Raw genomic sequence first — 23485 nt, 5'->3', positions numbered from 1 at the left:
GTCGTTGTCGTTCGCTCGCCCCTCCGCTGTCGGCCGACGGGGCGTCATCCGCCCTGCGGTGAACGGCGGGAGGCGGCCGTCCGGCTGTGATCGACGCGCTGTGCATCACCGGCGGACTGCTGATCCTGCCCGTGCCGGGGGTGATGGACTCGGCGCGTGTCGTGATCGCCCTGTAGGCGCTCGGGGTGGTGCCGGCCGTCCGGGTGCTGGAGGGCCCTGTGCTCCAGCCCGGCATCCGGAGCCGTACGGTGCGGATGCACCCGGCCGTCGTCATGACGGCGATCACCGCCGGAGCGGGGGTGGCCGGCATCCCCGGGATGCCGCTCGCCGTGCCGGTCACGGCCGCCGCGTTCAGGGTGACCGGCGAGTCGCGCACCCGCTACGCGGCCTCGGGCTCCGGCCCGTCCGGCGGCACCTCGCCGGACGCCGGGGACTCGTAGAGCTCGAACCAGATCGACTTCCCCTCGCCCCGCGGGTCCACCCCCCACGCGTCCGCGAGCATCTCCATCAGAAGCAGGCCCCGCCCGGAGGAGGCCAGCTCGCCGGGGCGGCGCTTGTGCGGCAGTTCGTCACTGGAGTCGGTGACCTCCACCCGCAGCCGCCTGGCGCTGTTCCGGCCCACGACCTCCGCGAGAAGCAGGGCGTTCCCGTCCGTGTGGACGAGCACATTGGTCACCATCTCCGAGACCATCAGAACGGCGGAGTCGACCTGCTCCGCGTTCGCCCAGTCGTGCAGCATCTCCCGCAACTGCCGCCGGGCCACCGCGATCCGCTCGGGCTCCGCCTGCGCCACGCTCATCGCGGTGCGCCGCGCGGCCTCGCGGTCGGGCGATCCGTCGCGGGAGATCAGCAGGACGGCGATGTCGTCCTCGCGCCGGTCGGCGAGCGGGCCGGTGGTGTAGTGGGAACCGGGGCCGTGGACCGCCTGGACCAGCTGGTCGGCGAGCTCCTCCAGCGACCCGCTCTCGTCGCCCTCCAGGACCGCGCGCAGCCGGGCCCACCCGGTGTCCAGATCGTGCCCGCCGGTCTCGATGAGTCCGTCGGTGCAGATCATCATCGTCTCGCCGGCATCCAGCGTGAAGCTGGTCGTCGGGTAGTACGTGTCCAAATCGATGCCCAGCGGCAGCCCGCCGTCGGTGGGCCGCATCAGCACCGTGCCGTCGGCCATCCTGACGGCCGGTTCCGGGTGGCCGGCGCGAGCGATCTCGATGCGCCCGGTCGCCGGATCGGCCTCCAGATAGAGGCAGGTGGCGAACCGCGGGCTGCTGTGATCGCCCTCGTCGTAGGTGTCGGTGATGCCGTGCAGAAAGCGGGAGGCCCGGGAGAGCACCGCGTCCGGCCGGTGGCCCTCGGAGGCGTAGGCGCGCAGGGCGATCCGCAGCTGGCCCATCAGCCCGGCGGCGCGCACGTCGTGCCCCTGGACGTCGCCGATCACCAGCGCCATCCGGCCCGACGGCAGCGGGATCATGTCGTACCAGTCGCCGCCGACCTGGAGGCCGCCGCCGGTGGGCACGTACCGGGCGGCCACCGACATTCCGGGGATCGCGGGCCCGAGCACCGGCATCATCGAGCGCTGGAGGCCCAGCGACAGCTCGCGCTCCGAGTCGGCGACACCGGCGCGGGCGAGCGCCTGCGCCAGCATCCGGGCGACGGTGGTCAGCACGGACCGCTCGTCGGGGGTGAAGGCCACCCGGTGCTTGAACGCCGCCATCCAGGCGCCGATCGTGCTCCCGGCCACGATCAGCGGCAGGAAGGCCCATGACTGGCGGCCGAAGCCCTCGGCGAGCGGCCAGGTGGCGGGGTAGCGCCGGCGGTACTCGTCCGGTGTGGGCAGATACACGGCCCGGCCGGTGCGCACCACCTCGGCCGCCGGGTAGTCCGTGTCCACCGACATGTCGAGGAAGGGGTGGTCGTCGTCCGTCCGGTGGCCGTGGTGGCCGATGATCGTGAGGCGTTCGCCCGCGACACCGAAGACCGCGAGACCGTCCGGCGAGAAGCCCGGCATGGACAGGGACGCGGCGACCCGCAGGACCTCGGCGGTGGAGCGGGCCTCGGCCAGCGCGCGCCCCGCGTCCAGCAGGAACGCCTCGCGGGAGCGTCGCCAGTCGCCGGTGATGGCGGTCTGCGCCGCGGTGCCCTCCGTCGGCTCGGCGACCTCCTGGAGCATGCCGATCAGCAGGTAGCCGCCCTCCTGGGCGAGGGGCCTGGAGCGGCTGCGGACGGTACGCAGCACCCTGCCGTCCTCGTCGACGATCCGCAGCCGGCCCTCGGCGAGCGTGCCCTCGGCGATGGCGAGGCTGACGACGCCGTTGATCTCGTTCCAGTCGACGGGGTGGAACCGGGAGCGCACGACACCCTCGGGATACGTACCGGATTCGGCGGGCAGCTCGAGCAGCCGGGCGGCTCCCGCGTCGAGGGTGACGGTCCCGGATGCGTTGTCCCACCGCCACAGGCCGGTCGCGATCGCGGCCAGGACGTCCTCGGTGCGCATTGCCTCACTTTATTCCGATCTTCAGTCCGACGACTTCCCGGGGGGCGGAAGCCGGTCGGCCGACGAGCCGCGGGGAGGAGGCCGGTCGGTCGATGATCTACGGCGGCGGCGGAGTCCGAGGGGAGTCCAAGCGGGACATGTATATGCCAATGAGGCGAAGGGGGGCCGGGCGGTAACCTTGACGGGCCCGGCCACCCCCAATCGCTAAGACTGGATGAACGACGATGCATCGGTACAGGTCCCACACCTGCGGCGAGCTCCGCGCCTCTGACGTCGGAGCCGACGTCCGGCTGAGCGGCTGGCTGCACAATCGCCGAGACCTGGGTGGCATCCTCTTCATCGATCTGCGCGACCACTACGGCATCACGCAGCTCGTCGCCCGCCCCGGCACCCCGGCCAACGAGGCGCTGTCGAAGCTCACCAAGGAGACCGTCGTCCGTGTCGACGGCAAGGTCTCCGCGCGCGGCGCCGACAACGTCAACCCCGACCTGCCGACCGGTGAGGTCGAGATCGAGGTCTCCGAGGTGGAGGTGCTGGGCGCGGCCCAGCAGATCCCGTTCACGATCAACGCCGACGACGGCGTCAACGAGGAGCGGCGCCTCGAGTACCGCTTCCTCGACCTGCGCCGCGAGCGCATGCACCGCAACATCATGCTGCGCTCCGCCGTCATCGCCTCGATCCGCCAGAAGATGGTGGCCCTCGGCTTCAACGAGATGGCGACCCCGATCCTGACCGCGACCTCCCCCGAGGGCGCACGGGACTTCGTGGTGCCCTCCCGGCTGCACCCCGGCCGGTTCTACGCGCTGCCGCAGGCGCCGCAGCAGTTCAAGCAGCTGCTGATGGTCTCCGGCTTCGACCGCTACTTCCAGATCGCGCCCTGCTTCCGCGACGAGGACGCCCGCGCCGACCGCTCGCCGGGCGAGTTCTACCAGCTCGACCTGGAGATGAGCTTCGTCGAGCAGGAGGACGTCTTCCAGCCGATCGAGAAGCTGATGACCGAACTCTTCGAGGAGTTCGGCGGCGGCCGGCACGTCACCTCCCCATTCCCGCGCATCCCCTTCCGCGAGTCGATGCTGAAGTACGGCAACGACAAGCCCGACCTGCGCGCGCAGCTCGAACTGGTCGACATCACCGACGTCTTCGCGGGCTCGGACTTCAAGGCCTTCGCCGGCAAGCACGTGCGCGCCCTGCCGGTGCCGGACGTCGCCGGCCAGTCGCGGAAGTTCTTCGACGGCCTCGGCGAGTACGCGGTCGAGCACGGCGCCAAGGGCCTCGCCTGGGTCCGCGTGGCCGAGGACGGCTCCCTGTCCGGCCCGATCGCCAAGTTCCTCACCGAGGACGACGTCAAGGTCCTCACCGAGCGCCTCGGCCTGGAGGCCGGCCACGCCGTCTTCTTCGGCGCCGGCGACTTCGACGAGGTCTCCAAGATCATGGGCGCGGTCCGCGTCGAGGCCGCCAAGCGCGCCGGCCACTTCGTGGAGAACGTCTTCCGGTTCTGCTGGATCGTCGACTTCCCGATGTACGAGAAGGACGAGGAGACCGGCAAGGTCGACTTCTCCCACAACCCCTTCTCGATGCCGCAGGGCGGCATGAAGGACCTGGAGGAGAAGGACCCGCTCGACATCCTCGCCTGGCAGTACGACATCGTCTGCAACGGCATCGAGCTCTCCTCCGGCGCCATCCGGAACCACGAGCCCGAGGTCATGCTGAAGGCCTTCGAGATCGCCGGTTACGACCGCGAGACCGTGGAGCACGAGTTCAAGGGCATGCTGAAGGCCTTCCGCCTCGGCGCCCCGCCGCACGGCGGTATCGCCCCGGGTGTCGACCGCATCGTGATGCTGCTGGCCGACGAGCCCAACATCCGCGAGACGATCGCCTTCCCGCTCAACGGCAACGCGCAGGACCTGATGATGGGCGCGCCGACCGAGCTGGACGAGTCGCGGCTGCGCGAACTGCACCTCCAGATCCGCAAGCCGGCCGTCAAGCCCGGCGAGTAGCCGTACACGCAGCGCTGAAGCGAAGGCCCCGCACCGGGTGATCGGTGCGGGGCCTTCGCCGTCCCGGGCACCGCCGGGCGCTGCGGGGAGAGCTGCTCGCAGGACGTTTCGACGAGCGGCACTCCCGGGCAACCCGATCGGCACCCCGGCGCGTTCCTCTGACGTGGACGACCGAATGCAAGGACGGTGGCGGTGCGATGGGCTCCGAGAGCGACGACGGCGACTTCGAGGAATTCGTCGCCGCCCGCGGCCCGCGGCTGCTGCGTATGGCCTGGCTGCTGACCGGCGACGCCCATCTCGCCGAGGACCTGCTGCAGACCGTGCTCGCCAAGGTGTGGCCGCGCTGGCACCGAATCGCGGCGGACCATCCGGAGGCGTACATACGCAAGGCACTGGTGCACACCCATGCCTCCTGGTGGCGCCGGCGCCGGCGGGGCGAGGTGCCGCACGGGGTGATGCCCGACACGGCGGCGCAGTGGGACGCGTACGCGGGGGTCGACCTGGAGCAGTCGCTCGCCGCGGCCGCCTGCTGCCGGTGCGCCAGCGGGCGGTGGTGGTCCTGCGCTACTTCGAGGATCTGAGCGTCGAGGACACCGCGGCCACGCTCGGCTGCGCCCCCGGCACCGTCAAGAGCCAGTCCGCGAAGGCGCTGCGCACCCTGCGGGTGCTGCTGCCCGCCGCTGTCGTGAAAGGCGGTGAGCGTCGTGCCCGACCGTGAGGGCGACCAGGCCGAGTACGCCGAGCAGGAACTTCGTGTCCTGCTGGAGCGGGTGACACCCAAGCTGCCCGCGCCCGAAGGACGGCTCCAGCAGGTACGCGAACGCATGGCCCGCCGCCGGCGCGTGCGGCGGACCGGGGGCGCCACCGCGGTCGCGGTGACCGCCGTCGTACTCGCCGGGACACTGGCGCCCAACCTCCTGCGCGACGAGGGCGCCCGGCAGGCGACACCCGCCGCACCGATGCCCTCGGGGCGGGCGACGGAGACCGCTGTGACCTTTCCCGAGCTCTCCGCGCTGACCCTGCGGCTCCCCGAGCGGTGGCGGGCGCTGGCGGTTCCCGAGGCGCGCGAGTCCAAGGTGGCGGCGCACGGCTTCGCCGGCAACCAGTTGCTGCCCGGCGCGGCCGACCGTGCCTGCCCGGACAAGGTCGTCCGGGGCTGCCTGCCGCTGGAGGTTCTGCGGCCCGGTGGCGTGTTGCTCACCCTGACGATGCAGCGCAGCCCCGGCCTCGGGACCAAGGCCGGACAGCCGGCGGAGCTGTACGACACGGTCACCGTGATGCCCGCCTGCCGGAAGATCGGCGGTCGGACGTCGTACAGCACACTGGTCGGCGGCGTACCGGACCCCGACGCAGGCGTGCTGGTCACCCTCTGCGTCGCCACCGGCACACCCCGAGGAACGGTGGACGAAGCCCGGCGGATCGTGGCCGGCATGCGGTTCGGCGGTGTGACGGCCTCCCCCGCACCGACACCGACGCCCTTCGGCGCCCCGCCCGCGACACAGCAGCCGAAGGAGCCGGAATGAAAGGCCCGTGCATGCCCCTGCGGACCGGAGTGATCCCGGCAGTGGCGCTGGCGGCCTCTCTGGTGCTCACCGGCTGTGGTGCGGGCGTCACCACGGGGGCACAACCCTCCGCGGACACCTCCGAGGTCGCCGGCACCAAGGGCGGCGGGGCGAGGGCGGCCGAGCCGCTGAACGCGCGGCCCGAGGAGATACCCGGGATCGGGCCGGACACCCGCGCCCGGATCGGCACGGCGTCCCGTCAGGCACTCGTGGTCACCGGCGGCACCCGCGACGCCAACCGCGCCGTCGCCACCCTCTACGAGCGCGACGGTGACCGTGGCTGGGAGACCGTCGCCGGCCCCTGGCCGGCCCACAACGCGCTGCGCGGCTGGACCGACGACCACCGCCAGAACGATCTGCGGTCGCCGATCGGCGTCTTCGGTCTCACGGACGCGGGTGGCCGGCTGCCGGACCCGGGCACGGCGCTGCCCTACGACCGGGGGCCGGCGTTCACCGCGCACGGCACGAATGTCGACGGTGAGCCGCTGACCGGGGCGTTCGACTACGTGGTGGCGATCAACTACAACCGCAGGCCCGGCACGACCCCGCTGGACTGGACCCGCCCGCTCGGCTCGTCCAAGGGCGGCGGGATCTGGATCCATGTGGATCACGGGGGAGCGACGCAGGGGTGCGTGTCGCTTCCGCGCGGACGGATGAAGGAGCTCCTCAAACAGCTCGACCCCGCCCGGCGTCCGGTCGTGGTGATGGGACCCGCCGAGTCCCTGGCCCGCTGAAGACGCGGGAAGGACGGAACGCGCCGAGCCCCGGCGGTGCCGGGGCTCGGCGGTGTCGATGCGGTGGAACGGCGTTACGCCGGCTTCTCCTCCAGGCGCGGGAACAGCACCGCGCCCTTTGTGACCGTCGCGCCGACCGGCAGCCTGCCCCACTCGCCCGCGTGCTGGACACGCTGGTCCGCGAGAGCGCCGAGACCGGGCTGCGCGCCCAGCGAGTCCCACAGCGCCTGCGACGTCTCCGGCATCACCGGGTTCAGCAGGACGGCGACCGCCCGCAGCGACTCCGCCGCCGTGTAGAGGATCGTCGCGAGACGTGCCTGGCCCTCGGGCGAGGTGTCCTTGGCGACCTTCCAGGGCTCCTGCTCGGTGATGTAGCCGTTGACCTGCTTGACGAACTCGAAGACCGACAGGATGCCGCCCTGGAAGTCCAGCTCGTCACCGATCTTCCGATCGGCTTCGGCGACCGCCCGGGCCAGACCCTCCTGGACCGCCTTCTCCGCCTCGCCGGACGCCGTGGCCTCCGGCAGCGCCCCGCCGAAGTACTTGCCGACCATCGCCGCGACACGGGACGCGAGGTTGCCGTAGTCGTTGGCGAGCTCACTGGTGTACCGGGCGGTGAAGTCCTCCCAGGAGAACGAGCCGTCCTGGCCGAACGCGATCGCGCGCAGGAAGTACCAGCGGTACGCGTCCACGCCGAAGTGCGAGGTCAGGTCCTGCGGCTTGATGCCGGTCAGGTTCGACTTCGACATCTTCTCGCCGCCGACCATCAGCCAGCCGTTGGCCGCGACCCTGCCGGGCACCGGCAGGCCGTTCGCCATCAGCATCGCGGGCCAGATGATCGCGTGGAACCGCAGGATGTCCTTGCCGACCAAGTGCACGTCGGCCGGGAAGGTGTCCTCGAACTTCGCCGGGTTCTCGTTGTAGCCGACCGCGGTCGCGTAGTTGAGGAGCGCGTCGATCCACACGTAGATCACGTGCTTGTCGTCCCACGGCACCTTCACGCCCCAGTCGAACGTCGACCGGGAGATCGACAGGTCCTGGAGGCCCTGCTTGACGAAGTTCATGACTTCGTTGCGGGCCGACTCGGGCTGGATGAAGCCGGGGTCGGCCTCGTAGAGCTCCAGCAGCTTCGGACCGTACTCGCTGAGCTTGAAGAAGTAGTTCTCCTCCTTGAGGAGCTCCACCGGCGTCTTGTGGATCGAGCAGAGCTTCTGCCCGGCGTACTCGCCCTCGCCGTCGATCAGGTCGCCGGGGAGCTTGTACTCCTCGCAACCCACGCAGTACGGGCCCTCGTAGCCGCCCTTGTAGATCTCGCCCTTGTCGTACAGGTCCTGCACGAACTCCTGCACACGGTCCGTGTGCCGCCTCTCCGTCGTCCGGATGAAGTCGTCGTTCGCGATGTTCAGGTGCTCCCAGAGAGGCTTCCAGGCCTCTTCCACGAGCTTGTCGCACCACTCCTGGGGCGTGACGCCGTTCGCCTCGGCAGTGCGCATGATCTTCTGACCGTGCTCGTCCGTGCCGGTGAGGTACCACACCTTCTCACCGCGCTGGCGGTGCCAGCGGGTGAGCACGTCGCCTGCGACGGTCGTATAGGCGTGGCCCAGGTGAGGAGCGTCGTTGACGTAGTAGATGGGGGTCGTGACGTAGTACGCCTTCGCCCCCTGCTTCTCGGATCCAGTGGCCGCCATGGTCGAAATCCTAACGGCCCCCGGAAGGTCACTTCACCGGGATAATCCCCGGCCACCGGCACGGAGACGTCCGCGAAACATCCTGTGCCGTAAAAAGGCTCGGCCCGGGAGGGGAGGCGGCACGGACTGTGCAGGGGGAAGACAACATGCGTGTACTGGTGGCCGAGGACGAACAGGTTCTGGCAGAACCGGTCGCCACAGGGCCGCGGCGACCGGATTCGCCGTCGACACCCATAACACCGGGGACGTGGCCCTCGCCTGTCGCGGACTGCACGACTACGACGGTGTCCGTTCGTGTGTTCACCGTCGTCAACACCGGTCCGGTCGTCCCCGCGGATGAGATCGCGGCGCTGTTCGAGCCGTTCCGGCGGGGGCGGGGCGGGACCGGACGGGTTCCGGGGCGGGCGGGCCCGGGCTCTCGATCGTCCGCACGGTCGCGCGGGCGCACGGCGGCACGGCGGCACGGTGACGGCCGAGCCCGGGCCCGAGGGCGGGTCGGCCGTCACCGTGATGCTGCCCGTCGGTCAGGGCTTCCAGGTCTTCAGCAGACCGGCGAACACCTCGGCGTCCGGAAGGTCGCGCGGGGCCGGGCCCGCGTGGAAGAACCCGGCGTTGTCGACGGAGAGCTTGCGGAGGTAGTCGAACGCCTTCGCGTCGTGCTCGCCGAAGGCGACGAACTGCCAGAACACCTTCTTGTCGGCCGCCGCGGCCAGCGCGTCGGTGGCGGCGGTCTTGGACTCGGGAGCGCCGTCCGTCTGGAAGATCACGAACGCGGGGGTGTCGGTGCCGGCCTTGGCGTGCAGGGCGAGCACCTCCTCGACGGCGAGGTGGTAGTTGGTCCGCCCCATGCGCCCGAGGGAGTTGTGCAGTTCGTCGATGCGGCCCTCGTACGAGTCGAGGGTCAGTTCCCCGGTCCCGTCGATCTCGGTCGAGAAGAAGACGACCCCGACACCGGCGTCCGCGTCCAGCTCGGCGGCGAGAGCGAGAGCCTGCTCACCGAGGTGCTGGGCGCTGCCGTCCTTGAAGTACGGCCGCATGGAACCGGACCGGTCGAGGACGAGATAGACGCGGGCGCGGGCGGAGGAGAGCCCGGCGTCGGCGAGGGCGGCGCGGGCGGCCTCGCGATGGGCGACGAGGGAGGCGGTGGCCTCGGTGGCCCCGGCTGCCGCCTTGGCAGGCGCGGGGGCGGCTTCGGGCTCGGGCGCCGGGGCGGCCTTGGTGGTGGCGCGCTTGGCGGGTGCGGACTTCTTGGCCGTGGCTGCCTTGGCCGCCGTGGCGGCGGGCTTGTCGGCGGCGTCGGCGTCGGCGTCCGCCGTGGCGGGAGCGGCAGCGGCCTTGGCCGGGGCCTTCTTCGCCGGAGCCTTCTTGGCGGCGACCTTCCGGGGCTTGGCCGCGGGGGTCTCTGCCTTCGCCTCGGCGGCGAGCTGCTCGGCCGTGTCCGCGGCGACCGGGGGCTCCGGGGTGGCCGAGTCTGCTGTGGCCGGTGCCTCCTCGACCTTGGGCTTCGCCGTGGGGGCCTTTGACTTGGCGCCGGCGGCGGCCTCTTCGGCAGCTTCCGGCTTCGCTTCGGAGGTCTCCGGCGTGGTGGGCGCCGGGGTTTCCCCGGCCTTCGTCTCGATGGCCGGCTCGGCCACGAGGGCTTCCTGCTTCGCGGGGGCCTTGGTGGCGGCCGGCTTGGCGGGCGCCGGGGTCTTCTCGGTCTTCGAAGCGGCGGTGGGTTTGGCAGCGGGGGTTGCCGTCTTCGCCGGGCTCTCCGCCTTGGGCTTCGCCGTGGGGGCCTTTGACTTGGCGCCGGCGGCGGCCTCTTCGGCAGCTTCCGGCTTCGCTTCGGAGGTCTCCGGCGTGACGGGCGCCGGGGTTTCCCCGGCCTTCGTCTCGACGGCCGGCTCGGCCACGAGGGCCTCCGACTCGGCGACGGCCGCGGCCTCTTCGGCTGCCTCCGGCTTCGCGGGGCTGTCGGCCTCCGGCTTCGCCTCACCCTTCGCGGTGGCCGACTCCGCGGGCGCCGGGGCGTCAACGGGCACGGCCGCCGACGGCGCGGGCTCCTCGGTCCCGGCCGCCTCCGCAGGCGCCGGTGCCTCCTCGGACACAGCCGCGGACGCGGCCGCGGGCGCCGCGGACTCCGGCTTCGCCGGGGACGGCTCCGGTTCCGGTTCCGTCCTCGCCTGGTGCGGGACCGACTTCTTCCGGCCCTTGGGGGCCGGGTCGTCGAACGCCGCCGAAACCAGGTCCGCCGCTCTGTCCGCCGGAGTCGGCGCCGGCACCGTCGCCGAGGACGGCGCGGTCGTCGTGGCGGTCTCCGTGCGTTCCGACTGGGGCGGGACGGATGCTGCCGCCGACTCGGTGGGCTCCGACCGGTCGCGACCGAATACCTTGCGCAGCAAGCTCCGAATGCCCATGTGCGAGGCCTTTCGCATGAGTTGAGTGCGATGAATGTCCGCACATGGGCCGGGGTGTCCAAGGTGTGTCCTGGCCAGGGCGGACACGTAAGGTTAGCCGCCGTCCCGCCGGGAGCCCGGCAGGGGCGGGGGACCCGGTGCCGGGCCGTTCGCGCACGCCCGTCCGATCGCACAAGCGGCTCCGGATTCATCCGCTGTTCACCTCGTAGCTGCCGCCTTGCACATGACCGCCCCTAATGTCGCAGTCGGATCTTTATCCGACACACTGTCGGCGCGGGGTGCGCCGTAGGAGGACGAAGTGCGCAAACTGCTGCCGTTGTTGAACACCAAGCCGCACGCCGGCGGACGTTCCGCCCTCACCTGCCGTTACCGCTGCGGTGACGCCTGTTTCCACGAAGTGCCGAACACCAGCGACAACGAGTACGTCGGCGACGTCATAGCGAGCGCCCTTTCGAGACGATCGATGATGCGGGCCGCCGCCGTGGTGACGGTCGCCGCTGCCGCCGGTACCGGTGCCGTCATCGGGCTGGACGAGCAGGCCACCGCGGCGCCCGCCGGCACCCCGGGCTCCGGTGGCAGGCCCGATGGTGCGCGCGGTCTGCGCTTCGCCCCCGTCGCTCCCAACAAGGACGACAAGGTCACCGTCCCGGCCGGCCACTCCCAGAACGTCGTCATCCGGTGGGGAGAGCCGATCCTCCGCGGGGCCCCTTCCTTCAACCCGGACAAGCAGACCGCCAAGGCGCAGGCCGGCCAGTTCGGTTACAACAACGACTTCCTGAGCCTGCTGCCGCTGGACGAGCGCAACCGTCAGATCCTCGTCGCGAACCACGAGTACACCGACGAGATCCTGATGTTCCGCGGCTACGACCCGGCCAACCCGACCCGTGAGCAGGTCGAGATCGCCTGGGCCGCGCACGGTCTGTCGGTCGTCGTCGTCGAGGGCGAGCGGAAGTCGGGCCGGCTCACCCCCGTCACCCGCCACCACCTCAACCGCCGTCTGCACACCACCAGCGAGTTCAAGGTCACCGGACCGGCGGCGGGCAGCGCGCTGCTGAAGACGTCGGTGGACCCCTCGGGCACCAAGGTGCTGGGCACCCTCAACAACTGCGCCGGTGGCACCACCCCGTGGGGCACCACGCTGCACGGCGAGGAGAACTTCAACCAGTACTTCGCCAACGGCTCCAGCGACACCGACAAGCGCTACGGCGTCGGCACCGCCGCCACCGAGCGCAAGTGGGAGCGGTTCGACAAGCGCTTCGACCTCAAGCAGGAGCCGAACGAGGTCCACCGCTTCGGCTGGGTCGTCGAGCTCGACCCGTACGACCCCGACTTCACGCCCCGCAAGCGCACCGCGCTCGGCCGCTTCAAGCACGAGGCCGCCCAGCCGCGGCTGACCGCCGACGGCCGTCCGGTGGTCTACATGGGCGACGACGAGCGCTTCGACTACTTCTACAAGTTCGTCTCGTCGAAGCAGATGAAGAAGGGCAACTCCCGCGCCGCGCGTGAGCACAACCGCACGCTGCTGGACGAGGGAACCCTCTACGTCGCCAAGCTGACCGGGGACTCCCCCGCGTCGCAGATCGACGGCACCGGCAAGCTCCCGAACGACGGTGAGTTCGACGGCAGCGGCCAGTGGATCCCGCTCGCCACCGGCAACACCTCGCACGTCGAGGGCATGACCGCCGACGAGGTCTACATCTTCACCCGCCTCGCGGGCGACAAGGTCGGCGCCACCAAGATGGACCGCCCCGAGGACGTCGAGCCGTCCCCGCGCACCGGCCGTGTCTACGTAGCCCTGACGAACAACACCGACCGCGGCAAGGCCGGCAAGGCGGGCGCCGACGAGGCCAACCCGCGCAACGCCAACAAGCACGGCCAGATCCTGGAGCTCGCCGAGAACTGGGACGACCCGGCGGGCGACGGGTTCGCCTGGCGGCTGTTCCTGGTCGCGGGCGACCCGGAGGACCCGGCCACGTACTTCGCGGGCTTCCCGAAGGACAAGGTCAGCCCGATCTCCTGCCCGGACAACGTGGCGTTCGACCCGCACGGCAACCTGTGGATCTCCACGGACGGCAACCAGCTCGGCTCCCACGACGGCCTGTTCGGCGTCGCGACCCAGGGCGAGCGCCGTGGTGAGCTCAAGCAGTTCCTGACCGTGCCGATCGGCGCGGAAACCTGCGGTCCGATCATCCAGGACCGCCGGGTGCTCGTGGCGGTGCAGCACCCGGGCGAGGTCGACGGCGCGTCGGTCGAGAAGCCGGCGAGCGCGTGGCCGGACGGACCGGGCAAGATCGTCCGCCCGTCGGTCGTGGCCGTGTGGCGCAAGGACGGCGGCGACATCGGCGTCTGATCCGGGACTCCGGCAGTGTGATCACGAGGTGGCACGCACCTGTGCGTGCCACCTCGTGTACTCCTCGGCCGCGTCACCGGTGTACTGCCACGGCACCCGCGCAGCCCGCCCCTCCAGCAGCGCGAACAGCTGCCGTGCCTCCTCTGCCGTCCCGGCGTAGCAGGCCGCGTGGGCCAGCTGGTTGAGTGCGCCGACCTCCTCGGGGGCGGCGGGCCCCGGTGGCCGGGCGAGTATCCAGCGCTCCCAGGTGCGCCGTACCTCAGCCACCGCGAGCTCGTGGTGCCAGTGACGGCCGAAGTCCTTCACGGGCACGCGTCCCGTGGCCTCCTCGGTGAGATGGCGGTACTCCTCGACCCGGGCGATCTGCACCAGGACGGGCAGCGGTGATCCGGGCGGCGCCGCACCCGCCACGTCCCTGGCGAAGTCGTACATGGCGCCGTGCGTCCCGTGCCAGCGCGCCGACCAGTAGCGCAGCAACTGGGTGTGCCCCTCGATGTTGTCCGGGTCGCGGCGGCGCAACTCGTCGAACCAGCGCCGCAGTTCACGCCGCGAGACCCCGGTGCCGTACAACCGCGCGGTCGTCAGCAGCGACACCCACGGCATGGGGTCGGCGGGATGCGCGTCGGCCGCGGCCAGACAGGCCAGCACCGCCGCGTCGAGCCGTGCCCGGTCGAGCCCGGTGCGCCGGCCCGCCTCGATCGCGCGGTGGAAGACACGGACGACCTCGGTCGCCGCCCGCAGCACCGCCGCGTCCGCGCTGTGCGGCTCGGCGGCACTCCAGGCCTCGACGGCGGCCCGGCCGGCCGCCGCGTGCGACAGCAGCCGCAGCCGGTGCGTCCGCAGGGCCCAGTTGTCACCCGTGTCCCGCAGCAGGTCCCGTACCCCCTGCCAGCGTCCGATCACGATGTCGTGCAGGGCATCGGCCAGCGGCCGGTCTCCGAAGGCGGGGTCGAAGTCCGGCACGAAACGACGGCGGGGAGGCTGCGGCACGTCCCTCAGAACTCCGTGGCCAGTGACCTGTTGGCGTAGTCGGTGTCGTGGGAGGAGGTGTCCGTGCGGCCGTGGTCCGCCGCCAGGGCCAGCTTCGCGTCGAGGCGGGCGGGGCGGTAGTACGAACTCCCCCGGCGCCAGTAGTGGACCATCGGCACCAGCCCGGCCGCGAGGCCGCCGACGCCGATCGCGACCGACGCCGCGCTCAGCTCGCCCAGCGCCTCGACGAGCACCCACAGCATGAACAGCGCCCCGAGCAGCGGCCAGACGCCGCCGAGCACGAAGTCCCGTACGGAAGTGAGCAGGGTGCGCCGATAGGCGACGACCGCGGCGATCCCGGCGAGTCCGTAGTAGAAGGCGATCTGCACACCGATCGCGGCGACGGCCGCCTGGAGGACGTCGCCGACCGAGCCGAGCGCTGTCGACGCGGCGAACATCACGAGCGCCACCGTCCCGACGACGGCGACCGCGACCCACGGGGTGTTCCACTTCCGGTGGACCGTGCCGAGCACGGCGGGCATGGTGCGGTCGCGGCCCATCGCGAACAGCGATCGGGTCACCTGGATCAGCGTGGTCTCCAGGGTGGCGACGGTCGACAACAGCACGGCCACGACGAGCAGTTCGCCGCCGACGCCGGGCCAGATCGCGTCACCGAGCACCGCCAGTACGCCCGCTCCGCCGGCCCGGATGTCCTCGGCGGTGAGGATGACGTTCACCGCGATGGTGAACGCCTCGAAGAGGAGGAAGACCACGCCCACGCCGATGAGCGCGGCGAGCCCGGCGGTGCGGCGGCTGTCGCGCGTTTCCTCGCTGAGATTGCTGGTGACGTCCCAGCCCCAGTAGTAGAACGCGGCGATCAGCGCCCCGGACGCGAAGCCGGCCGGACCGTCGAAGTGCGAGAAGCCCAGCCACGACCAGTCGAACGCGGCCGCGGCGCCGCTGTGCAGCACCGCGGCGACGATGAAGAACACCAGGATCGCCAGCTCCACACCGGACAGCAGCAGTTGTGTCCGCACGGTGAGCCGGGCCCCGCCGAGGACGACCAGCAGCATCGCCAGGAACCAGGCCGCGCCGACGGCCGTGGCGAGGACCCTGTTCTCCGCGAGCGCGGGGTCGACGAGCGAGAGCGTCATCGCGCCGGCCGGCAGGGAGCCCGCGACCATGAAGATCGTCGTGGAGACCACCAGCGCCCAGCCGGACAGAAAGCCCAGGAACGGGTGGAGCGTGCGGCCCACCCAGGAGTAGCTGGCGCCCGCGTTGACGTCGATCCGGCCGAGCCTGCCGAACGCGAGCACGATGCCGAGCATCGGGATCGCGCAGTACAGCAGGGCCGCGGGGCCGGCGAGACCGACGGTCGCGACGAGGACGGAGGTGGTGGCGGCGATCGAGTACGCCGGTGCGCTGCCGGCCACGGCCATCACGACGGTGTCGAGAGTCCCGAGGGCGTTGGACCGAAGCCCTCTGCCGGAATGGTTGCGCATGCGATTCACCGAAGGCCCTTGTGCCGTACGACATATGTCGACAGGTCAGAAACGTTCCCGCCCGGAGTGAAGACCTCCGCGAAAGAAGGACGAGCGCATCGTAGTCGGACGGACGCGCTGCGGTGACGGGGTGGGGCCTCCCCTCACCCCGAAGGGGGTGTGGTGACGCCATGGGCGTGTCCCGCATGCCCTGCGGGCCTGTCCGGGGCGGAGCCGGCGACGGGTCCGCGCCTCGGAGTGACCCTGCCCGGGACCGACCCGCACGCCCCGCGGGCCTGTCCTCGTCCGCCCGAGGGGCTGAAGGTGAACGGGGCACTGGAAATCCTGCCGGTGCGGGCGGCGCGGGAGTCGTAGAGTCGAGGGCATGGATGCTGAGGGGACCGTGCGGGTCGACGTCTGGATCTGGTCCGTACGGCTGACGAAGACCCGCTCCCAGGCGGCCGCGGCCTGCAAGGCGGGCCACGTCCGCGTCAACGGCGAGCGGGTCAAGCCCGCGCACGGCCTGCGCGTGGGCGACCAGCTGCGGCTGTTCCACGCGGGCCGGGAGCGGCTGGTCGTCGTCTCCACGATCCTGCGCAAGCGCGTCGGCGCACCGGTGGCGGTCCAGGCGTACGTGGACAACAGCCCGCCGCCCCCGCCGCGGGAGTTCACGGCGCCGGTGGCCATCCGCGACCGCGGGACCGGCCGCCCGACGAAGCGGGACCGCCGGGAACTGGAACGGCTTCAGGGCGGTCTGCCGAAGCCGTAGCGCTGCGGCGTCGGGCCGGTCCGGCGTACGGGGACACGCGCCGGCGGGGTCCGGGCGCGGACGGTGCTCCGGGACGCCGTCCCGCAAGGACGCTACGTCCCGCGTGCCGGGGACGCGATCGCCCTCGCCGCCATCACCTCCTGGCGCAGTGGCGCCAGCACACCGTCCTCGCCGCCGTTCAGCTCCGTCCGTACCTCCACCAGCACCTCGCTGCTGCGGATGCCCTCCGCCAGGCCCCGCAGCTCCCGCTCCACGTCCGCCAGCTCGTCGGGCGGCGGCGGGCTCGCGCCGTGGTCGACGCGGACCCGGGCGGCCGTCGTCGCGTCCACGATGCGTTCCACGGCCACCACCAGCGGCCACCACGCGGCAGCCCGCGTCCCCGTCGGCGGCGGTTCGGTCAGCGCACGCTGGAACTCCGACCGCACGGCCGACAGGTCGCGGTAGATCCGCCGGCGCTGCCGCAGCCGCTCCGCCCGGTCACCGGCCGCGTCGAACGCCCCCGCCACATACCGCGCCGTCTCGTCCACCGCCTCCGCGAGCCGGTCGCCGACGCGGGTGTGCCAGCTCTCCGGCCACAGCAGATAGCCGGCCACCAGCGCGATGGCGCAGCCGATGAGGCTGTCCACGAGCCGGGGCAGCACCAGGCCGAAACCCTGGTGGTTGAGGATGTCCGAGAACAGCAGGATGACGGGGGTGATGGCCGCGGTCTGGAAGGCGTACCCCTTCGCCGAGAACACCGGGATCAGCGCGGCGAGCACCACGATCACCGGTACGTCCCACCATCCGCGCGGCACCTCGGAGAGCACGGCCGCGGCGACCACCAGCCCTGCCGCCGTGCCGAGCGCCCGCAGCACCGCACGCGAGAAGACCGACCCGAAGTCCGGCTTCATCACGAAGGTGACGGTGACCGCGACCCAGTACGAACGCGTCACGGGCACCAGCGCCACCAGCGACTGCGCGAGACCGATGCACAGGGCGAGCCGCAGCCCGTAGCGCCAGGACGATGCGGACAGCAGCACACTGCGGGCCGCGCGCCGGAAACGGATGCGCAGCGCCGCGGGCCGCCCGAGCCGGTCGTCGACGTTGTACGGGTCGGGGTCGGACTCGTGCACCACTGCCACCGCATGCCGCAGAGCCGCCTCGACGGCCCGGTCCGCCGGACCCTGCGGCTCGGGCAGGACCAGCTCGGGCGGGTCGTTGCGTCTCTCGGCGACCGCCTCACCCAGGTCCCGCACCGCTTCCGAGATCTCCGGCCGCCGTGAGGCCCGGCCGTGCAGATGGGCCGCGGCCGCCGCCTCCACCAGCGGGACGAGCACGTTGAGCTGGGCCAGCAGCCGCACCATCCCACCACTCCGCCCGTGGTCACGGGCCCGGCGGGCGAGGATCAGGTCGTAGGAGGTGTTCAGAGAGTGGGTCACGTCCTGGCGCCGGTCCGCGTACTCCGCCGTGCCCGCCGCGGCCAGCAGATCGGCCACGCTGCGATAGGTGTCCGCGACCGCGGCCCGTTCCGGCAGCCGTCGGCGAAACGGCCAGCCCAGGAGTGTCAGGAGGAGGACGAACAGCCCGCCGACCGTCAGCAGCAGCGGTGCCACCCACCAGGGCCGGGGCATCGGCAGACCCGCTCCGACCACCGCGTTGAGCAGGAGCAGCAGCCCGGAGACGGAGGCGACCGCGCCGATCGACGAGATCATTCCGGAGATCAGCGCGACGAGGGTCAGCACGGCCACCGAAAGCCAGCTCTGCCCGTACACCAGGGTGCCGAGCGTGACCCCGACCGCGCCGAACAGCTGCGGGACGGCGATGTTGAAGATCCGCATGCGGTACGCGGACGCGGTGTCACCGATGACCCCGGCCAGCGCGCCCATCGACGCCAGCGCGCCGTAGGTCGGCCTGCCCACGGCGAGTCCGACGGCGAGGGGCGTGGCGAGTGCCACCCCCGCCCGCGCCACGGCCGCCCACGGCACGGGCGCGGACTGCGGCCGCAGCGCGTTGAGCAGCCACTCGGGTGGGGACAGCCGTCCCGCTCGGGTCTTCATGGTCAAGACATGCCTCATGAGGGCCTACGGGAGCAAGTCCCTCCGCTGCGGAGGGGCACGTGCTCGGCTCCGCAGGACCGGGCCCCGACGTCTCAGAGGGCGAAGACCGTCCTGCCCCGTGCCCCGCCCGTTCCGGACCGCACCAGGGCGTCCGGGGCCCGTTCCAGGGGGAGTTCGACGGCCGACGGGATCTGGAGCTCGCCGTCGGCGGCGGCCGCGGCCAGGGTGTCGAGCAGATTCGTCGACGGGCGCTGGAGGAAGTCGACGCCCTCGACGCCGGCCGGGAGGCGCGCGCCGGCGGCGACGCCGCGCGTCGTGACGGCCGTGCCGCCCGCGCGCACGAGGGCCGCGTTCGCCGCGAAGGCGGCCGGGGTGTCCGAGACGAGGTCGATCAGCGCGTCGACGCCGTCGGGAAGGATGTCGCGGACGGCCGCGGCGAGGTCCCGGGCCGTGGTGTCGAGCGTGGTGTCCGCCCCCAGTTCGGCCATCAGCCGCTCCCCGCCGCGCACGGCCGCGAGGACGCGTACGTCACGCGCGGCGGCCAGCTGGGTGAGGATGCTGCCTACCCCGCCCGCCGCGCCCACGACCAGCACCCATTGGCCGGCCGTCAGGCCGGCGGCGGCCAGCGTCTCGGCGGCGGTCATGCCCGCCGTCGGCAGCAGCGCCGCCGTACGGAACGACAGCCCGTCCGGGACGAACGCGATCGGCCCGTCCTGCGGCACCGTGACGTACTCGGCGAACGAGCCGGTCCCGAAGGGCGGCCGGGCCGTCTGGCCGAAGACCGCGTCACCCACCACGAAACGGCTGTCGCCCGGCCCGACGACATCGATGCGGCCCGCGAAGTCCCGGCCCAGGATCAGCGGGAAGACGTGTTCGGCCCGGCCGTCGAGCGCTCCGTCGGCGATCTGCCGGTCGACGGGATTGAGCGCCGCGTACTCGATCTTCACCAGCACCTCGCCCTCGGCGGGTTCCGGCTTCGGGACCTGGATCAGTTCGGGCTCGGCCTTGAACGCCTTGACCGCGACAGCGCGCATCCGGAACACCTCCCGACGGACGGCCCCCCGCGGATCACCACGACGCCCCCACTCTCACCCGGCGGGACGGTCAGCGCACGTCGTGCAGTTCCAGCCGGACGAGCAGCGAACGGTGGTCGGTGTCGTCCAGGTCCAGGAAGCGGGCCGTACGGACCGAGAAGTCCTCGCTGACCAGCACATGGTCGATCTGCGCGCCGAGCGGGGCGGGTACGGCCGCGGGCCACGACGGAGCCCGCGAGGCGCCGCCGAGGGTGGCGCCGTCACGCAGAGCGCCCGCGTCGAGGATGCGGCGGAACGCGGCGTGGTCCTGCGTCGCGTTGAAGTCCCCGGCCACGATCGCCGACGAGCCCTTCACCGCGTCGGCGTACGTCCGCAGCCGGCCGAGTTCCCTGCGCCAGTCGTCCACCCCGCCGGGCACGGGCGGTAGCGGATGCGCGAGCTGCACATGGATTTGCCGCTCACCGGCGACGGCCACCGACCCGGGCATGGCGAGCGTGCTCTCGATGCCCGGGGCGGCCTTCAGCGGAAGCCTGCTCAGGATCGCGGACCCGGAGGCCGACGCGCCCTCGACAACGTTGCGGTACGGGTAGTCGGCGGTGGAGACCTTCGCGGCGAGCGCGTCCGAGCAGCGGACGGCGCACTCCTGGACGAAGACCAGGTCGGGCTGCTCGCGACGGATCGCGGCCAGCAGGTCCGGGGTGGCGTTGCCGTACTCGACGTTCGAGGAGAGCACGGTGAGCCGGGCGACGACCGGCCCCTTCGGATGCTCGGTGAGCCCGGTGTCGTACGGCCTGACGAACCAGCCGGTGACCACGAGCACGGCGACCGCCCAGACCATGCCTGCCCGCAGCCGCGCGAGGGCCGCGAGCAACAGGGCGACCCCGGCGGGGATCAGCAGCCACGGCAGGAAGGCGAGCAGTTGGGGCACGGGGGTGACGGCGTCGGTGTCCGCGAGCCGGCAGGCCGCGGCGGCGGTGGGCAGGAGCAGCAGGAGCCCCACGAGCCGGCCGGCGGCACGACGGCGCCGCACGGGATACGACGGGGGACCCGGCGCGGCGGCAGGGGCGGCCGTGGATGTGGCGCTGTTCAAGACGTCCTCCGGGCGCGGGGTGCGCGGATGTGTGCCGACGTGTACCGGTGCGCTCCGCCGTGTGCCGACTCTGCCGGCGTACGGGTCGCTCCACTGTGAGGACGCCGGTCCGGGTGAGTTTGTTGCGGCTGTCGCGGAGGTGGTTTCGGGGGCGGGCGGGCGGTCGACTGATTGGTGCCGCCTTCTTGTCGAGGGCGTGCGTTCCGCCTAGGCGTCGGCGGGCCTTCCCGGGGCGTACGGGCGCAGAGCGTCGATGAGGCGCTCCAGGCCGAAGGTGAACTCGGCGTCGTGGTCGATCACCGCGAGCTTCTGTGCGAGCCTCGCCACCGCGGCGAATCCCGAGCCGGCGAGCAGTTCCTCGCGCTCCCTCACCCCCGATTCGTCCTCGCCCTGGAACGCCGGTGAGTGGAACTCCCGCATCAGCGAGCCGACCTGGAAGGCGACAAGCAGCCGCAGCGCGTGCACGGCGTTCGCCTCCTCGAAGCCGTGCTCCAGCAGCACCTCGAGCGAACAGTCGATGGTGGGCAGCACGCCCGGTGAGTTCAGCTGGCGGGTGAGGACCAGTTCACCGGCGCGCGGGTGCCGCAGGGAGGCGCGCCGGAAGGCGTGGGCGACCGAGCGGATGCCGTCCTCCCAGCTGTCGCGCGAGTGCCGGGTGATCTGCATGTCGGTGGTGATGTACTCGGTGACGCCATCGAGTACGTCGGCCTTGCCGCCGACGTGGTTGTACAGCGACATCGCCTGGACGCCGAGCGCGGCGGCGATACGGCGCATCGACAGCGCCTCGACGCCCTCGTCGTCGATGATCCGCAGAGCGGACTCGATGATCCGCTCACGGGACAGCGGCTCGCGAGCGGCACCACGAGCGGGGGACTGCCCGGTGTCGTGCGAGGTGGCGGGCGCCGGGTGGGGCGAGGCCGGGGGCGCGGTGGCAGGCGAGGCCGACGCCTCGCCCTCACACAGCTGTTGACCTGACGCTTCGCCACACATCCGGCCACTCCCCGGTTTCGCCCACATCCTTGACGGTTTACAGCGTAGGTGCTTCTCTCGGTGCCGACTTACGGTGTAAGTGGCGGTGCCGGTATTCCTGCGGCCCTGGGGTCGCGGAAGCAGTGCGCCGTCTTTGTTTCGCCTCGCTCTGTTCTCCCCGTGTCGCCGGAGGCACGCATGTCCTGGCCCACCGTCCATCACCTCGACTGCGCCCCGATGCACCCCCTCGGCGGCTCCCCGCTGGTCGCCCACTGCCTGCTCGTGGTCACCGGCAGCGGACTGCTCCTCGTCGACACCGGCTTCGGCACCGGCGACATCGCCAATCCGCGCCGGCTCGGCGCCGTCTTCCGGCGGACCGCCCGCCCCCGTCTCGAACCGGCCTTCACCGCGTTCCACCAGATCCGTGAGCTCGGGTACGACCCGCGCGACGTCCAGGACATCGTGCTCACGCATCTCGACCTCGACCACGCGGGCGGTCTCGCGGACTTCCCCGAGGCGCGGGTGCATGTGATGGCCGACGAGTACCGGGCGGCGATGCGGCGCGACTCCCGTCTGGATACGGCCCGTTACGTCACCGCGCAGTGGGGCCACGGGCCGCGCTGGATCATCCACGACACCGCCGACTCCACCTGGCACGGATTCGCCGCGAGCCCGGTGGTGCGCACGCCCGACGTCCTGATGATCCCGATGCCCGGGCACAGCCGCGGGCACTGCGCGGTGGCGGTGCAGCAGCCGGAGAGGTGGCTGCTGCACGCGGGCGACGCGTACTTCTTCCACGGCGAGATGGACCTCCGCCGGCCGCGCTGCCCACGCTCCCTGGCGCTCCATCAGCGCCTGATGGCCGACAACCACGACCAGCGGATGACCCAGCTGGACCGGCTGCGGGCGTTGCGGAGGGTGGACCCGCGGGTGATCCGGATCTTCTCCTCGCACGACGCGTACGAGTTCTCCCAGCTCACCTCAGAAAGGGTGCGTCCCTTGCGCTGACGAGCCGGCGCGGGCCGGACGCCCGCAGGACGACGTCGAGTACGCGGTCGGGGTCGGCGGCGTAGCTCTGCGCGAACCAGGCCATGTTGGCTTCGACGACGGCCCACCGGCCGCCGACCAGCTGCCCGATGTCGACGACGACGGGGCTGGGGAGGGTGAGGGCGCAGGCGTCCAGCACGTCCTGGCCGAAGCGTTCGGCGTCCGGAGTGAGCGGGGCGGGATCGAGGCGGCCGAAGACGGCATAACGGCTGCCGGTGAGGACGTGGCCGTCGAGGACGAAGAGCCGGTACTCGGCGGCGAACTCGACGACGTCGCTGACGAGTACGGGTGTCAGCGGCCCGATGCGCTCGCCGCTGAGGGGCAGGTCGCGCCCGCCGGCGTACACGGCGGCGGGCACGGACTTGTCGGACGGCGGCTTGACGAAGAGGGGTCCGTCGAGTCGGCGGGCGTGGTCGAGGGTGGTCAACTCGATGCGGCGGTGCGTGAGTTCGGGGTCGAGGGTGGTGAGCCAGTCGTCGGGCGGCTCGAGAAGCCCGACGTGGAGGCCGCGGGGGCGAAGGATCCGGTCGGCCATGAGGGGGCCGCCGTACCAGTGGAGGTCGCGTTCTTGGTGCCCCTGGGTGGAGGCGACGACCTCGATGCCGCGGTGGCGGGCGGCGTGGGTGAGGAGGGTGGTGGTGCTGGTGAGGGGGTGGGGGGCGAGGAGGAGGGACATGGGGGGACGGTAGCGGGGGTGTGGGGGTGCGGGGTGCGGGTTTTTGTGGCGGGGGTGCTTGGGCCTGCGGTTCTTGTCGGGCGTCGGGTGCAAAGGGCGGGGGCGGGGGGCCGGGGACGGGACGGGTGCTTGAGCCTCGGGTTCTTGTGCGGCGTCGGGTCCCGGGGGCCGGACTCGGTGCTTGAGCCTCGGG

16 protein-coding genes and 3 pseudogenes are annotated in these 23485 nt (G+C 72.0%); 9 read left to right on the top strand and 10 right to left on the bottom strand.

The features are described from left to right. Nucleotides 1-83 precede the first annotated feature (83 nt). Nucleotides 84-440: pseudogene (locus ABTX78_RS10590) on the top strand (AI-2E family transporter); the annotation flags it as partial. Here the strand turns inward: ABTX78_RS10590 and ABTX78_RS10585 are convergent. Then, the gene (locus ABTX78_RS10585) at nucleotides 380-2491 is read right to left on the bottom strand and encodes an ATP-binding SpoIIE family protein phosphatase (protein WP_352206420.1); all 2112 of its coding nucleotides are present in this window, start codon (nucleotides 2489-2491) and stop codon (nucleotides 380-382) included. The pseudogene ABTX78_RS10590 and the gene ABTX78_RS10585 overlap by 61 nt on opposite strands. A gap of 224 nt (nucleotides 2492-2715) precedes the next feature. Here ABTX78_RS10585 and aspS point away from each other — a divergent pair, with 224 nt between their 5' ends. From aspS to ABTX78_RS10565, 4 genes and pseudogenes are all read left to right on the top strand, one after another. Beyond that, entirely contained in the window at nucleotides 2716-4488 is a 1773-nt protein-coding gene (gene aspS / locus ABTX78_RS10580; RefSeq protein WP_352206419.1) for an aspartate--tRNA ligase, read from the top strand. A 197-nt stretch (nucleotides 4489-4685) separates the two neighbouring features. Beyond that, nucleotides 4686-5206, top strand: a pseudogene (locus ABTX78_RS10575) (SigE family RNA polymerase sigma factor). After that, a complete protein-coding gene (locus ABTX78_RS10570) occupies nucleotides 5184-6011 on the top strand; it encodes a hypothetical protein (RefSeq protein ID WP_352206418.1) in 828 nt (275 codons plus the stop codon). The pseudogene ABTX78_RS10575 and the gene ABTX78_RS10570 overlap by 23 nt, the downstream one beginning before the upstream one ends. Beyond that, complete coding sequence (locus tag ABTX78_RS10565; RefSeq protein WP_352206417.1) at nucleotides 6008-6784, top strand: L,D-transpeptidase family protein; 777 nt, start codon at nucleotides 6008-6010, stop codon at nucleotides 6782-6784. The genes ABTX78_RS10570 and ABTX78_RS10565 overlap by 4 nt, the downstream gene beginning before the upstream one ends. 74 nt (nucleotides 6785-6858) lie before the next feature. Here ABTX78_RS10565 and metG read toward each other — a convergent pair whose 3' ends face one another. After that, the gene (metG, locus tag ABTX78_RS10560) at nucleotides 6859-8472 is read right to left on the bottom strand and encodes a methionine--tRNA ligase (RefSeq protein ID WP_352206416.1); all 1614 of its coding nucleotides are present in this window, start codon (nucleotides 8470-8472) and stop codon (nucleotides 6859-6861) included. Nucleotides 8473-8777: 305 nt separating this feature from the next. On the opposite strand from metG, the pseudogene ABTX78_RS10555 reads away from it, so the two are divergent. Beyond that, a pseudogene (locus tag ABTX78_RS10555) lies at nucleotides 8778-9111 on the top strand (ATP-binding protein); the annotation flags it as partial. Here ABTX78_RS10555 and ABTX78_RS10550 read toward each other — a convergent pair. Then, nucleotides 8997-10871, bottom strand: a complete 1875-nt coding sequence (locus ABTX78_RS10550; protein ID WP_352206415.1) for a VWA domain-containing protein — start codon at nucleotides 10869-10871, stop codon at nucleotides 8997-8999. The pseudogene ABTX78_RS10555 and the gene ABTX78_RS10550 sit on opposite strands and share 115 nt — an antisense overlap. A gap of 298 nt (nucleotides 10872-11169) precedes the next feature. On the opposite strand from ABTX78_RS10550, the gene ABTX78_RS10545 reads away from it, so the two are divergent. Then, nucleotides 11170-13221, top strand: coding sequence for a PhoX family protein (locus ABTX78_RS10545; RefSeq protein ID WP_352206414.1), 2052 nt, complete (start codon nucleotides 11170-11172; stop codon nucleotides 13219-13221). 21 nt (nucleotides 13222-13242) lie between these two features. On the opposite strand, the gene ABTX78_RS10540 is transcribed toward ABTX78_RS10545, so the two are convergent. Next, the gene (locus ABTX78_RS10540) at nucleotides 13243-14211 is read right to left on the bottom strand and encodes a hypothetical protein (RefSeq protein WP_352206413.1); all 969 of its coding nucleotides are present in this window, start codon (nucleotides 14209-14211) and stop codon (nucleotides 13243-13245) included. Nucleotides 14212-14216: 5 nt separating this feature from the next. Then, complete coding sequence (locus ABTX78_RS10535) at nucleotides 14217-15692, bottom strand: APC family permease (RefSeq protein ID WP_352206412.1); 1476 nt, start codon at nucleotides 15690-15692, stop codon at nucleotides 14217-14219. 364 nt (nucleotides 15693-16056) lie between these two features. On the opposite strand from ABTX78_RS10535, the gene ABTX78_RS10530 reads away from it, so the two are divergent. Beyond that, the gene (locus tag ABTX78_RS10530) at nucleotides 16057-16440 is read left to right on the top strand and encodes an RNA-binding S4 domain-containing protein (protein ID WP_352206411.1); all 384 of its coding nucleotides are present in this window, start codon (nucleotides 16057-16059) and stop codon (nucleotides 16438-16440) included. A 92-nt stretch (nucleotides 16441-16532) separates the two neighbouring features. Here ABTX78_RS10530 and ABTX78_RS10525 read toward each other — a convergent pair whose 3' ends face one another. The 4 genes from ABTX78_RS10525 to ABTX78_RS10510 all read right to left on the bottom strand — a co-directional run bounded on the left by ABTX78_RS10525 (nucleotide 16533) and on the right by ABTX78_RS10510 (nucleotide 21590). Further along, a complete protein-coding gene (locus tag ABTX78_RS10525; RefSeq protein ID WP_352206410.1) occupies nucleotides 16533-18476 on the bottom strand; it encodes an FUSC family protein in 1944 nt (647 codons plus the stop codon). Nucleotides 18477-18568: 92 nt separating this feature from the next. Next, the gene (locus tag ABTX78_RS10520) at nucleotides 18569-19510 is read right to left on the bottom strand and encodes an NADP-dependent oxidoreductase (protein ID WP_352206409.1); all 942 of its coding nucleotides are present in this window, start codon (nucleotides 19508-19510) and stop codon (nucleotides 18569-18571) included. A gap of 70 nt (nucleotides 19511-19580) precedes the next feature. Next, nucleotides 19581-20600, bottom strand: a complete 1020-nt coding sequence (locus tag ABTX78_RS10515) for an endonuclease/exonuclease/phosphatase family protein (protein ID WP_352206408.1) — start codon at nucleotides 20598-20600, stop codon at nucleotides 19581-19583. 207 nt (nucleotides 20601-20807) lie between these two features. After that, nucleotides 20808-21590: a TetR/AcrR family transcriptional regulator C-terminal domain-containing protein gene (locus ABTX78_RS10510; protein ID WP_352206407.1), complete on the bottom strand. Its 783-nt coding sequence runs from the start codon at nucleotides 21588-21590 to the stop codon at nucleotides 20808-20810. 177 nt (nucleotides 21591-21767) lie between these two features. Here ABTX78_RS10510 and ABTX78_RS10505 point away from each other — a divergent pair, with 177 nt between their 5' ends. Next, the gene (locus ABTX78_RS10505) at nucleotides 21768-22577 is read left to right on the top strand and encodes an MBL fold metallo-hydrolase (RefSeq protein WP_352206406.1); all 810 of its coding nucleotides are present in this window, start codon (nucleotides 21768-21770) and stop codon (nucleotides 22575-22577) included. Here ABTX78_RS10505 and ABTX78_RS10500 read toward each other — a convergent pair. Further along, nucleotides 22546-23292 (bottom strand): ATP-grasp domain-containing protein, encoded by a 747-nt coding sequence (locus ABTX78_RS10500; protein WP_352206405.1) that lies wholly within the window; start codon nucleotides 23290-23292, stop codon nucleotides 22546-22548. The genes ABTX78_RS10505 and ABTX78_RS10500 overlap by 32 nt on opposite strands. Between the last annotated feature and the right edge of the window lie 193 nt (nucleotides 23293-23485).

It is taken from the genome of Streptomyces sp. NPDC096193 (assembly GCF_040302905.1).
In the GTDB taxonomy this organism is placed as follows: Bacteria; Actinomycetota; Actinomycetes; order Streptomycetales; family Streptomycetaceae; genus Streptomyces.
Note: the sequence above shows the minus strand (reverse complement) of the source record. Positions and strands in the feature narration are given on the sequence as shown.